The sequence below is a fragment of the Hydrogenophaga sp. genome, from assembly GCF_026125785.1.
Lineage (GTDB): Bacteria > Pseudomonadota > Gammaproteobacteria > Burkholderiales > Burkholderiaceae_C > Hydrogenophaga.
Genome location: NZ_JAHCKL010000018.1, coordinates 1 through 11,878 on the forward strand (window position 1 = coordinate 1; position 11,878 = coordinate 11,878).

11 protein-coding genes are annotated in these 11,878 nt (G+C 64.9%); 6 read left to right on the forward strand and 5 right to left on the reverse strand.

Translation table 11 applies throughout. The features are described 5' to 3' along the window. Nucleotides 1-59 precede the first annotated feature (59 nt). From KIT53_RS15175 to KIT53_RS15185, 3 genes are all read right to left on the reverse strand, one after another. Nucleotides 60-986, reverse strand: coding sequence for an MBL fold metallo-hydrolase (locus KIT53_RS15175; RefSeq protein WP_297754067.1), 927 nt, complete (start codon nt 984-986; stop codon nt 60-62). A 46-nt stretch (nt 987-1,032) separates the two neighbouring features. Further along, the gene (locus tag KIT53_RS15180) at nt 1,033-2,733 is read right to left on the reverse strand and encodes an AMP-binding protein (protein ID WP_297754069.1); all 1,701 of its coding nucleotides are present in this window, start codon (nt 2,731-2,733) and stop codon (nt 1,033-1,035) included. Nucleotides 2,734-2,849: 116 nt separating this feature from the next. Then, nucleotides 2,850-3,584: a hypothetical protein gene (locus tag KIT53_RS15185; protein ID WP_297754071.1), complete on the reverse strand. Its 735-nt coding sequence runs from the start codon at nt 3,582-3,584 to the stop codon at nt 2,850-2,852. Nucleotides 3,585-3,664: 80 nt separating this feature from the next. Here KIT53_RS15185 and KIT53_RS15190 point away from each other — a divergent pair, with 80 nt between their 5' ends. Further along, nucleotides 3,665-4,633 carry an alpha/beta fold hydrolase gene (locus tag KIT53_RS15190; RefSeq protein ID WP_297754074.1) on the forward strand — a complete coding sequence of 323 codons (969 nt, stop codon included), beginning with the start codon at nt 3,665-3,667 and terminating at the stop codon, nt 4,631-4,633. On the opposite strand, the gene phhA is transcribed toward KIT53_RS15190, so the two are convergent. Continuing rightward, nucleotides 4,555-5,409: a phenylalanine 4-monooxygenase gene (gene phhA, locus KIT53_RS15195; protein ID WP_297754077.1), complete on the reverse strand. Its 855-nt coding sequence runs from the start codon at nt 5,407-5,409 to the stop codon at nt 4,555-4,557. The genes KIT53_RS15190 and phhA overlap by 79 nt on opposite strands. A 16-nt stretch (nt 5,410-5,425) precedes the next feature. Beyond that, a complete protein-coding gene (gene hppD / locus KIT53_RS15200; protein WP_297754080.1) occupies nt 5,426-6,547 on the reverse strand; it encodes a 4-hydroxyphenylpyruvate dioxygenase in 1,122 nt (373 codons plus the stop codon). Nucleotides 6,548-6,671: 124 nt separating this feature from the next. Between hppD and KIT53_RS15205 the strand changes: the two genes are divergently transcribed. The 5 genes from KIT53_RS15205 (at nt 6,672) to glyQ (ending at nt 11,874) form a co-directional block, all read left to right on the forward strand. Continuing rightward, nucleotides 6,672-7,145, forward strand: a complete 474-nt coding sequence (locus KIT53_RS15205) for an Lrp/AsnC family transcriptional regulator (RefSeq protein WP_297754084.1) — start codon at nt 6,672-6,674, stop codon at nt 7,143-7,145. Between the two features lie 97 nt (nt 7,146-7,242). Then, nucleotides 7,243-7,986, forward strand: coding sequence for a GNAT family N-acetyltransferase (locus tag KIT53_RS15210; protein ID WP_297754087.1), 744 nt, complete (start codon nt 7,243-7,245; stop codon nt 7,984-7,986). Between the two features lie 103 nt (nt 7,987-8,089). Then, nucleotides 8,090-8,956, forward strand: coding sequence for a transporter associated domain-containing protein (locus KIT53_RS15215; RefSeq protein ID WP_297754090.1), 867 nt, complete (start codon nt 8,090-8,092; stop codon nt 8,954-8,956). Between the two features lie 70 nt (nt 8,957-9,026). Continuing rightward, nucleotides 9,027-10,862, forward strand: a complete 1,836-nt coding sequence (gene lnt, locus KIT53_RS15220) for an apolipoprotein N-acyltransferase (protein WP_297754270.1) — start codon at nt 9,027-9,029, stop codon at nt 10,860-10,862. 106 nt (nt 10,863-10,968) lie between these two features. After that, the gene (gene glyQ / locus KIT53_RS15225) at nt 10,969-11,874 is read left to right on the forward strand and encodes a glycine--tRNA ligase subunit alpha (RefSeq protein WP_297754093.1); all 906 of its coding nucleotides are present in this window, start codon (nt 10,969-10,971) and stop codon (nt 11,872-11,874) included. The last annotated feature ends 4 nt before the right edge of the window (nt 11,875-11,878 follow it).

Here is an 11,878-nt window from a genome sequence, read left to right on the forward strand (position 1 = left end):
CAAACCCCCTCGTACTCCACGTACCTGGGGGTTTGGGCTTTTTGCAGGGCGGGTTTTCGTCAGTTGTTGTACACGAGACCCTTGTCTCGTCTGAGCGCGTTTGAGCGCTCCAGCTCGAGCAGAAGCTGGTCGAGCCATGTCTGTCCCATGTGACGATCTGTCAGCGCTTCGGTGGGCAGGTGTCGCATGAAGTACGGGGTTTGCAGTACCCAGTCGAGCATGGCCTCTGTGCGGATCTGCTGCCATTCCAACAGTTTGAACTTGACGAGCACCTTCAAGGCGTGACGGCGGTGTTTGTCCGGTTGGGCGACGAACTGCGCCAGCCGGCTGCGAGCTCTGTGCAGCGCGTCCGCGACGTCGTCAAACACACTGCCGTGACCTGGTATCACGATGCGGGGCGCCAGGGCCTCAATCAGGTCGAGCGTGTCTGCGACCTCGTCGAAGGCGGACTCGCCGTCAAGCTCGGGAAAGACGATGCCAAAACCGTTCTGCCAGAGCGCATCGGCCGAGATCAGGATACCCAGCTCAGGTTGAAAGAGCACCACTGCATGAGGGTCGTGGCCTTTTGCGGCGTGGATGTCCCAGTTCCATGTGCCCAATTGGAGGGCTTCACCCGGGACAAGCAGTGCCTTGTAGGAGAAGGGTGGGCAGAACTGCCCGGTCGGCTCAAAGGTGAGGGCGATGGGGTCCCAGTTGGCTACTGCGGGCGCAAGTCCGGGTGGAATCCAGGTTTGCAGATCGGGGTAGATGGCCTGTAAAGCAGCATTGCCTCCGCAGTGATCGCTGTGCAGATGTGTGTTGAGTAGATGGGACAGTGTGCGCTCACCCATTTCGGACTGGACGAGCGTCTTCGTCTGCTGAGCGTGGCTCGCATACCCGGAGTCCACGAGTGCAGAAGGTCCATCGCCCTGAATCAGGACGTTGTTGGACGAGAGCCAGCCGCGCTCAAAAACGGTGATGCCGGCAGACGCCAGCGTATGTGTCAATGTTGTTGTACCGGGGGATCTGCTCGGTTGCATATCGGCCTGGCGTTCAATGGGCGGTCGGCTGACGGAGCGCTCTGCGCAGGATCTTTCCGACGTTGGTCTTGGGAAGTTCGTCCCGGAATTCGATGTGGCGTGGTCGCTTGTAGCCGGTCAGATTCTCCTGGCAGAAGCGCGCAACATCTTCTTCCCGCAGAGACGGGTCCGTGCGTACAACGAACACTTTGACCGCTTCGCCCTGCTTGTCGTCTGCGACGCCGATCGCAGCGCATTCCAGTACCCCCGGACAGAGTGAGATCACGTTCTCCAGTTCGCTGGGGAATACGTTGAAGCCGGACACCAGGATCATGTCCTTCTTTCGGTCGACGATGCGGGTGTAGCCTCTTTCGTCCATGATGCCCAGGTCGCCGGTGCGCATGAAACCGTCTGGAGTGAACGCGCGCGCGGTCTCCTCAGGCTGGTTGTAATACCCACGCATCACGTTCGGTCCCTTGATACAGATCTCCCCTGTCTCGCCCAATGCCAGAGAGCGGCCTTCGTCGTCCTTGATGGCGATGTCGATACCGGGCAGTGGGAGGCCGATGGTGCCGCTGAATGCGGTGGCATTCACAGGGTTGTTGGTGCCGATGGCGCAGGTTTCGCTCATCCCCCAGCCCTCGATCATGGGGCACCCTGTCACGGCCTGCCATTGGCGGGCGGTCCCTTCGGAGGCCGCCATGCCGCCCGCTTGGGACATGGCCAATTGAGAGAAATCGATTTGCCTAAACTGCGGGTTCTGCAGCAGCGCGTTGAACAGGGTGTTGACGGCGGGCAAAAGATGGAACGGCCGCCGCTTCAGGGTTTCGACGAACTTGGGGATGTCGCGTGGATTGGGTATCAGCGTCATGTGGGCCCCCCAGCGGATGCACAGCAAGCTGAGCGTGAGCGCGAAGATGTGATAAAGGGGCAGTGCCGCGATGCCATTGACCTTGCGGAGGTCGCCCACGCGCTGCAACGCGGGGGAAAACCAGGCCTCTGCCTGGAGGGTGGCGGCGATGATGTTGCGATGTGTGAGTACTGCGCCTTTGGACAATCCGGTGGTGCCTCCGGTGTATTGCAGGAACGCCACCGAATCCGGACCATCCTGAGACGGGCGAAGATGCAAGCTGGCACCCTGGGCGAGCGCGTGACGCAGCGAGACGATGGTGCGTTTGCCCTGGGTGCCCTCCAGAGGCAGCTTGTAGGCGGGCACCATTCTGGCCAGATGGCGCACAGCGAAGCTGATCCAGCGTCCGTACCAGAAACCCAGCATGTCCCCCAGACTGGACACGACCACATGCTCCAGCGCCGTCTGGTCGATGACTTCCTGGAGTGTGTGGGCAAAGTTCTCCAGGATGATGATGGCCCGCGCACCGGAATCCCGGAGTTGGTGTTCGAGTTCCCGTGCGGTGTACAGCGGATTGATGTTCACCACGGTGTATCCCGCGCGCACCACTGCCGCCATGGCAACCAGGAACTGCGGCACATTGGGCAGCATGATGGCCACCCGTTCTCCCGGAGGGAGGCCTCTGGCCTGCAGCCAGGCACCGAGCGCGGCGCTGTGGGTATCAAGCTCTCCGTAGCTCATCCAGCGCTCCATGCAGACGCTGACGGGCAGCTTCGCATGTTGCTTGAACGACTCCTCCAACAGCGAGGACAAAGAGCGGTAGCGGTCCGGCGACACATCGTGCGCGACGCCTTCGGGGTATTGGGATAACCAGTGACGGGTCATGGGCGCGGCATTGAAGGGCAACGCGGCCATTCTGGCAAGGCCGCGTGCGTTGGGCCATCGGGGCTGCCCTAGGGCGGTGTCGCGCAAAGCTCACCGGTACGGCGCCGCGTGGCCACTCAGCCCCGGGCCAGTTCCTCGGCCAGCCACTGGCCACACGTCTGAGGTGACTCGTCAAAAAGCACGCTGATCCAGCGCGTCTCCCTTTCCTGGATGGCGTTCAGGAAAGGTTGGGCATCGCCCATCGCAGCAAAGGCGTCGAAGCCTGTTTCCAGGAAATGCTGCAAGGCGTCCAGTCCAGCGGCGCGCGCCGGATTGCGCATCATGCGCAGCGCCAGCCGCAAGGGTTTCATGCGGGTGAGGCGCTGCAGTTCCTGACCCATGTGCTGCACCACCGAGAGCTGCCGCTCGCGCGCGGGACGGTCGCCCGTGGCGCGCCAGCTCAGCGTATAGCGCAATGCGGTGGGCACGGCTTCGCTTTGTGCGAGCCAATGCCGCGCGAGGCTGTGGTCCAGCACCTCCGTCAATGCATGGGTTTCCGCAAGGTCGATGGCCAACTGAGCCACGCTTTCGGGGAACAGCCGTTCGAGCGCGCCGGCGATGCGGCTGAATTGCGCGTCGCGCTCCACGAAATCGTGCACGCCATAGAGCTCATCGAGAAAGAAGCGGGTGGCTGGGGCGTAGGTGGTGTCCCGCAGGAAGTCGGCGTATGTCGCGCGAAAGCGCTGGGCTTGCAGTCGCTTGACGTCATTGACCGCGGCGGCCAGTCCTTCCGCGTGGGCCTCCAGACGCAGTCGCCGCACGCGCTCCAGATGGAAGCGGATTTGTTCGGCGGCGGATGTGGGCGTGCTCATGGAACGGGCAGTGGGTGGAATGCGACGGACCGGTGGGCCCAGTCTAATTGCCTGGCACATCGTCGTGCGATAGTCGGGTTGTGCAAACCCGTTCAACCTCGCCGAAAACATCCGCGCTGGCCCGTCTGCAGCAGGTGCTGGTGGTGACTACCTTGCTGGCCTGCGCGGCATGGCTCCTCTTGTGGTGGCCGCGTTCTCCGTGGTGGGCGCTGGGTGGTGCTTTCGCCCTGCTGGCAGGCTACGCCCTGGCCCTGGCCCTGGAGGTGTTGGCGGCCGCCCGCCTGAACCGCAGCGACCCCACTCCTCAGGCCAGCGGTCTGCAGTGGCTGGGCGCCTGGTGGCAGGAGGTGAAGGCGGCTCCGCAGGTGTTCGCCTGGCGACAACCCTTCCGTTGGGCCGCGCTGCCAGACGATGATGTGCCCGTGGCGGGGGCAGGCCCTGCGGTGGTGTTCATCCACGGATTTGTGTGCAACCGCGGGTTCTGGCATCCCTGGATGCGCCGCCTGCGCCGCCAGGGGGTGCCCTACACCTCCGTGAACCTGGAGCCGGTGTTCGGGCACATCAACGACTATGTGCCTTTGGTGGCGGACGCCGTCCGGCGTGCTCGGGCGCTCACAGGACGTCCGCCTCTGCTGATCTGCCACAGCATGGGTGGTCTGGCGGCGCGGGCATGGCTGACCAGCGAGCCGGGTGTGCCGGTGCATGGTGTGGTCACCATCGGCAGTCCACACCGGGGCACTTGGCTGGGGCGCTTCAGCCGGGTGGCCAATGGCCGCGAGATGCGCATGGCGGGCGACTGGCTGCGCGATCTGCAGGCCCGCGAAGCCGTGCAGCGGCCCGTGAACCCCTACGGCAGGTTCGTGTGCTGGTACGCCAACACCGACAACATCGTGTTTCCCGCTTCCACTGCGACGCTACCGGGGGCCGACAACCGGCTGGTGCGGGGCGCCGCCCACGTCGCAATGGCTTTTCACCCCAGGGTGATGGACGAGTCGCTCGGCATGCTGGCGTCGGCGGGCAGTTCTCCCAGCGAGCGCACGGCCTCGTAGAGCGGCGCAAAGTCAGGCGCCGTCATCTCGAACAGCTGCGCGAAGCTGTCGATGACGAAATACGTGGCCTGGAAATCGTCGATCTTGTAGCGTGTGCGCATGCACCGCAGCAGCTCAAGCGCAATGCGCCGGGGCCGCGGGCTGGTCACGCTGTACCGCAGTTCGCTGGAAGAGCTCAGGATGCCGGCGCCATAGGCGCGCAGGCCATCGGACTGGCGAACCAGGCCGAATTCGATCGTGTACCAGTACAGGCGGGAGAGCCATTCGCCTGCGCCCAGGTCATGCGCCTTCAGACCACCGGCACCATAGCGCTGCACGTAGTCGGCAAAGACGGGGTTGAACAGCAGTGGCACATGGCCGAAGAGGTCGTGGAACACGTCCGGTTCGACGATGTAGTCGAATTCGGCCGGCGTACGGATCCAGTCGGTGACGGGGAAACGGCGGTGGGCGAGCAGGTCAAAGAACGGACGTTCCGGAATCAGTCCGGGGACCGCCACGATTTCCCAGCCGGTGGCTGGCTTCAACCGTTCGTTGATTTCCTCGAACCGAGGAATGCGGTCGCGCACGCCGAGTGAGGGCAGCGCGTCGATGAAGGCATCGCACGCCAGGCCTGGCAGCAAGGCCGACTGGCGTTCGTAGAGACGCCGGTAGGTGTCGTGGTCTGCCTCGGTGTAGGCGGACCAGTTCTGGGCGCAGGTGTAGTCGCTCTGCGCGCGCGAGTAGTCGCCACGCGGTGGCCGCTCGCTGGCGCCATACACGACGGGTTCAACAGCCATCGTCGCCTCGCCGGTCTCAGGACTTCAGCACGCCACGGCGCATCTGGTCGAGCTCCATGGTCTCGAACAAGGCTTTGAAATTGCCCTCGCCAAAGCCCTGGTTGCCCTTGCGCTGGATGAACTCAAAGAAGATCGGGCCGAGCTGGTTCTCGCTGAAGATCTGCAGCAGCAGTTCGCCCGGGTGTCCGTCCACCAGGATGTTGCGCTGTTTCAATCCTTCCAGGTCCTCGCCGTGGTCGGGGATGCGGCGGGGCAGGAGTTCGTAGTAGGTCTCGCTGGTGGTGAGCAGTTTCACGCCAGCCAACTCCAGCGCATCCACCGTGTTGTAGAGATCGACCGAGCCCATGGCAATGTGTTGTATGCCTTCGCCGTGGTAACGGTCCAGGTACTCCTGGATCTGGCCGGCCTTGTCGTTGCCTTCCTCGTTGATCGGTATGCGGATCTTGCCGCAAGGGCTGGTCATGGCCTTGCTCTTGACGCCAGTGGCCTGGCCCTCGATGTCGAAGTAGCGCACCTCGCGGAAGTTGAACAGGCGCTCGTAGAAGCCCGCCCATTCGTCCATGCGTCCACGGTGCACATTGTGTGTGAGGTGGTCGATGTAGGTTAGACCGTGGCCCACGGGGTTGAGCTCCGCGCCAGGCAGCGGCTCGAAGTCCACATCGTAGAAGCCGATGTTGCCGATGTCGCCCGTGCGGGCCCCGTTCTTGCCACGCCAACGGTCGATGAAATAGATGATGGAGTCGCCGATGCCCTTGATGGCAGGTATGTTCAGTTCGCCGGGGCCGGCCGATTGCGCATAGCCCCAGGCACCCAGAGAAATGGCGCGCTCATAGGCGGCCTTGGCGTCTTGCACCCGGAAGGCGATGGCGCACACGCTGGGGCCATGCAGGCGCGCGAAACGCTGGGCGAAGCTGTCGGGCTCGGCGTTGATGATGAAGTTGATTTCGCCTTGGCGGTAGAGCGTCACCGCCTTGTGGCGGTGGCGGGCGATCGCTTTGAATCCCATGCGCTCGAAGAGCGCGCCCATGGCCACGGGATCGGGTGCCGCGTACTCGATGAATTCGAAGCCGTCGGTTCCCATGGGGTTCTCCCACGAGGTGTCGGCGGGCAGTGCGGTCGGTGGCAAAGGCTGGTTCATGGCTGTCTCCGTGGGCGCGGGCCGTTGAGGAAATGCGCCACTGTATCGGCGCAGGTTGTCACGATTTCGGCGTTTTGGGGCGCTCCGTTTGTCGTGATTGCAGGAAAACTGCAAAATGTGGGCCATGCAAGCACTGGACAAGCTCGACCGCCACATCCTTCGCAGCCTGCAGGCCGATGGCCGCGCCACCTATGACCAGATCGCGGAGGCGGTGGGCTTGTCGCCCAGTGCAGTGCTGCGCCGGGTGCGTCGGCTGGAGGATGCCCACGTGATCGATCGCTACGTGGCCCTGGTGCGGCCGGAGTCCGTCGGACTCGGGCTGACGGCCCATGTGTCGGTCCGTCTGGAGAAGCATGCGGGCAGTGGCAAGCGCAGCCCCATGGACCAATTCCGGGCCAGCGTGCTCGGTTGGCCTGAGGTTGTGGAATGCGTGGCGCTCACCGGCGAGATGGACTTCCTGCTCCGCCTGGTGGTGGCCGATATGGCCGCCTACTCGCGTTTCATGATGGACACCTTGCTCAAGCACCCGGCCGTACAGGATTGCAAGACCAGCTTTGTGATGGACCGGGTGAAAAGCACCACGGCACTGCCCCTCTGAGCGCCGCTGGGGTGTCAGCCGTTCCGCCCGTCGGGTTCCCCTCGAATTAGGGGATTTCATCCTTGCTAGCCTAGGGATAACCCTTACATTCGAGCCCATGTTGGATACCCCACGTTGGATCGTGCCGCTGTCGTTCCGGGCGCAGGTCGTGGAACGCTCGCCGGCGGCCTCGTCGGCGAACGACAGCGCGCGCGAGCCGGAGAAGGCTGCGCCACCGGTGCTTGTGCCCATCCGCTCCATCGGCCCCGGGCACCGCGATCGCATCGCCGCCCACCTGCTGGCGCTGGACCCGCAGGACCGCTACCTGCGCTTTGGCTACGCCGCCAACGACGAGCAGATTCGCCGCTACGTGGACGGACTGGACTTCGAGCGCGATGAACTCTTCGGCATCTTCAACCGGAAGCTGGAACTCATCGCCATGGCGCATCTGGCGTTCTCGCTCGATCCTCAGTTCAAGAGTTGCGCGGAGTTCGGTGTCTCGGTGGCGCGCAGCGCGCGCGGCAGGGGCTATGGTGGCCGGCTGTTCGAGCGCGCTGTCGTGCACGCCCGCAATGAGGGGGTGAACATGCTGTTCATCCACGCCTTGTCCGAGAACACCGCCATGTTGCGTATCGCGCGTCGCGCGGGCGCCACCATCGAGCGTGATGGTTCCGAGTCCGAGGCCCACCTTCGCCTGCCGCCCGCGGACTTCGATTCGCGCGTGACAGCGCTTGTGAACGAGCAGGTTGCCCTCACGGACTACCACTTCAAGGCCCAGGCCAAGCAGTTCTGGGGTCTGCTTTCGGTGCTGCAGGACATCCGCCGCGGCGTACGCGACGCGCGCGAGCGAGCGCGCGGCTGAAAGAACCGAGGCCCGGCGCGGGTTGGCGGGGTGATCGCGCTTTGCGTGTTGACACCTGCTTGCGGTATCCTTTCCCCTCGTTTCAATCCCCCTACCTACCTCAGTGGCCGATTCCCCTCCCAGTAGCGGGCCGCAGCGCAGCCTGCGGCATGCCGACAAACGTGGTTTCCTTCAAAAGCTCGCGGAGTTCATTCACCCCGGGCCGGATTCCAAGGACGAGCTGATCGAGACCCTCGCGGAGGCCGAGGACAACGACATCATCAACGCCGAGTCGCGCGTCATGCTCGAAGGCGTGATCCGCATCGCCGACATGACGGCCGGCGACGTGATGGTGGCCTCGCCGCGCATGGACGTGCTGGACATCGACGCGCCGTTCGATGAGCTGCTGCACCTGGTGATCGACACCGCGCATTCCCGCTTTCCGGTGTACGAGGGCGACCGCGAAAACATCATCGGCATCCTGCTGGCCAAGGACCTGCTCAAGCTGCAGCGCGCGCCCGCGCTCAATATCCGTGCCCTGCTGCGCCCCGCCACCTTCGTGCCAGAGACCAAGGGGCTCAACGACCTGCTGCGCGAGTTCCGTGGCAACCGCAACCACCTGGCGATCGTGATCGATGAGTTCGGCCGCGTGGCCGGGCTCATCACCATCGAGGACGTGCTGGAAGAAATCGTCGGCGAGATCGAGGACGAGTTCGACGTCGCTGAGGACGAAGGAGACATCTTCGCTTTGGCCGACAGCACCTGGCGCGTGAGCGGCGACACGCCGATCGAACGCATCAACGAGTCCTTCGGACTGAAGCTGCCCGAAGAGGACTTCGACACCATCGGCGGCATGATCGCCCACGCGATGGGCCACGTGCCCAAGCGGGGCGAGACACATGAGCTCGACGGCCTGCGCTTCGTCGTGCTGCACACCAAGGGCGGTGCGGTGAAGTGGTTCAAGGTAATGCCCCAGCCGGGCGAGGCCTGAGGCCGCTGGCCGCTTGACCGCCATGCGCAGTCTGTTCGGGTCGCTGCACACCCCATCGAGCTTCAACCCGATGAGCCGGCGCCCGCCCGGGCGCAGCGCGCGAGGCAGCGGCTTCTTCTGGTGGCTGGTGTGCGTGCTGGGCGGTGCGCTCCAGGCGGTTTCCATCGCCTGGCCGTTCCAGGGGTGGGCTTTGCCAGGTGCGGTGCCTGGCCAGCCGTCGGGCGGGTGGCAGATCGCTTCGCTCGCCATGCTGGTGCTGGCGTTGCAGTACGCCACCCGTGTGGGGCAGGCCATGTGGCGCGGCTGGGTGTTCGCCACGGTGTGGCTGGCCGGCACTTTCTGGTGGCTGTTTGTCTCGATGCACACCTACGGAGGCCTGCCCGCATGGATGGCCGTGTTGGCGGTGCTCGCGCTGGCCGGTCTGCTGGCGCTCTATTACGCGTTGGCGGTTGGTTTTCTCTGTGCCTGGGCGCCGCTGTCGCGGGTGGCCCAGGCCCTGATGTTCGCCGCGCTCTGGACGCTGGCCGAACTGGCGCGAGGTCATTGGTTCACCGGGTTTCCCTGGGGGGCGGGCGGCTATGCGCAGGCCGATCTCATGACGGCCTGGGCGCCACTGGTGGGCGTCTACGGCATGGGCTTTCTCGCGGCCGTACTCGGCTACACCTTGGCATCGCTGATCTCCGGGGTATGGCGCTGGCTGAGCGCGTGGCTGTCCTCGCCGGTGAACCACCGCGTGGGGCGTGCGGCGCAGGGAGTCGGCATGGTCACCGCTGCGCCCACGGCCCGGGTGCAGGCGCGCACCGTGCCGGGGCTTTCGGAGGGCTGGTGGGGGCTGGTGCGCGGTGTGCCGCTGTGGCTCGCAATGGGTGCCCTGCTGCTGAGCCTGTCCGGCGGGGGGGTGTGGCGTGATCTGGGCCAGCACGGCACCGCATCGACCGGAGAACTGAGGGTCTGGCTGCTGCAGGGCAACGTCCCGCAGGATCAGAAGTTCGAGCCGGGGACGGGCATAGCCCTGGCGCTGGACTGGTATCCCAGGCAGATTGCCGAGGCGGTGGCGCAGCGCCGTGCGACCCCGGTCAGCGGGCCGCAACTGGTGGTGGCTCCGGAGACCGCGGTCCCGCTGCTGCCCTCGCAACTGGGGCCGGACTTCTGGCAGCCGCTGCTGGCCAACCTGGCGGCGCAGCCGGCCGAGGCGGCGGTCGCTGCGCTGGTTGGACTGCCCTTGGGCAGCCTGGAGGAGGGGTACACCAACTCGGTCTGGGGTCTCACGGCCGAGGCCGCCGGCCGCGCGGCGGCGCAGGCCCCGGTGCGGGACGGTGGAATCTACCGTTACGACAAGCACCATCTGGTGCCCTTCGGTGAGTTCATCCCGCCTCTGTTCCGCTGGTTCACCAACCTCATGAACATCCCGTTGGGTGACTTCAACCGTGGCGCATTGCCCCAGCCGGCCTGGAATCTGCACGGACAACGCATCGCGCCCAACATCTGTTACGAGGACTTGTTTGGCGAGGAACTGGCGGCTTCGTTCCGCGACGCGGCTGCCGCCCCCACGGTGCTGGTGAACCTGAGCAACATCGCCTGGTTCGGCGACACCATCGCCATCCAGCAGCATCTGCAGATCTCGCGCCTGCGGGCCATGGAGCTGGGGCGCCCCATGCTGCGCGCCACCAACACCGGGGCCACCGCCGTGATCGATCACCAAGGGCGTGTGACCCACGAATTGCAGCGCCTGACGCGTGCTCGCCTGGAGGCGACGGTGGAAGGTCGCGAGGGTCTCACGCCTTACGCGCGCTGGACAGCGCAGTGGGGATTGATGCCGCTGTGGATAGGCTGCCTGGTGCTGGCGCTGCTGATGGCGTCTCTGCGCGGCCTGCGGCCGCGTGGCGGACGTACGCGCAGGCGCTGAGCGCCCCGTAAAATCCCCTGATCGGGCTGCGGCAAGCGCCGCCGCCTCCCTCATCTCCCTCATACCCTTCTCTGTCCGCCCGGGCCGGGCTCCGGCACTCCCTTGCATGTTGACCTTCCAGCAAATCATTCTGAAACTGCAGTCGTACTGGGACGCCCAGGGCTGCGCGCTGCTGCAGCCTTACGACATGGAGGTGGGCGCTGGCACCAGCCACACCGCCACCTTCCTGCGCGCGCTGGGTCCGGAGCCCTGGAAGGCCGCCTATGTGCAGCCGAGCCGCCGTCCCAAGGACGGCCGCTATGGCGAGAACCCCAACCGGCTTCAGCACTACTACCAGTACCAGGTGGTGCTCAAGCCCGCTCCGTCCAACATCCTGGAGTTGTACCTGGGCAGCCTGGAGGCCCTGGGTTTCGACCTGAAGAAGAACGACATCCGCTTCGTCGAAGACGACTGGGAGAACCCCACCCTTGGGGCCTGGGGCCTGGGCTGGGAGGTGTGGCTCAATGGCATGGAGGTGACACAGTTCACCTATTTCCAGCAGGTCGGGGGCATCGACTGCCGCCCCATCACCGGCGAAATCACTTATGGCCTGGAGCGCCTGGCCATGTACCTGCAGGGTGTGGACAACGTCTACGACCTGAAGTGGACGCAGACCATGAGCTACGGGGACGTCTACCTGCAGAACGAGAAGGAGCAGTCGGCTTACAACTTCGAGCACAGTGACGCCGACTTTCTTTTCACTGCCTTCGGTGCACACGAGAAACAGGCCAGGTACCTGATGGAGCAGCAGCTCGCGCTGCCAGCCTACGAGCAGGTGCTCAAGGCGGCGCACACGTTCAACCTGCTCGATGCCCGTGGCGCCATCAGCGTGACGGAGCGCGCCGCCTACATCGGCCGCATCCGCAACCTCGCGCGCAGCGTGGCGCAGAGCTACTACGAGAGCCGTGAACGGCTGGGTTTCCCCATGGCCCCGCGTGAGTGGGTGGCCCAATTGGCGAAGAAGGCCGCGTGAGACG

Coding starts and splice junctions, on each gene's coding strand:
- lnt (WP_297754270.1), top strand. CDS start 9,027: ATGAGCCGGCGCCCGCCCGGGCGCAGCGCGCGAGGCAGCGGCTTCTTC.
- KIT53_RS15180 (WP_297754069.1), bottom strand. CDS start 2,733: ATGACCCGTCACTGGTTATCCCAATACCCCGAAGGCGTCGCGCACGAT.
- hppD (WP_297754080.1), bottom strand. CDS start 6,547: ATGAACCAGCCTTTGCCACCGACCGCACTGCCCGCCGACACCTCGTGG.
- KIT53_RS15210 (WP_297754087.1), top strand. CDS start 7,243: ATGTTGGATACCCCACGTTGGATCGTGCCGCTGTCGTTCCGGGCGCAG.
- KIT53_RS15205 (WP_297754084.1), top strand. CDS start 6,672: ATGCAAGCACTGGACAAGCTCGACCGCCACATCCTTCGCAGCCTGCAG.
- glyQ (WP_297754093.1), top strand. CDS start 10,969: ATGTTGACCTTCCAGCAAATCATTCTGAAACTGCAGTCGTACTGGGAC.
- KIT53_RS15185 (WP_297754071.1), bottom strand. CDS start 3,584: ATGAGCACGCCCACATCCGCCGCCGAACAAATCCGCTTCCATCTGGAG.
- phhA (WP_297754077.1), bottom strand. CDS start 5,409: ATGGCTGTTGAACCCGTCGTGTATGGCGCCAGCGAGCGGCCACCGCGT.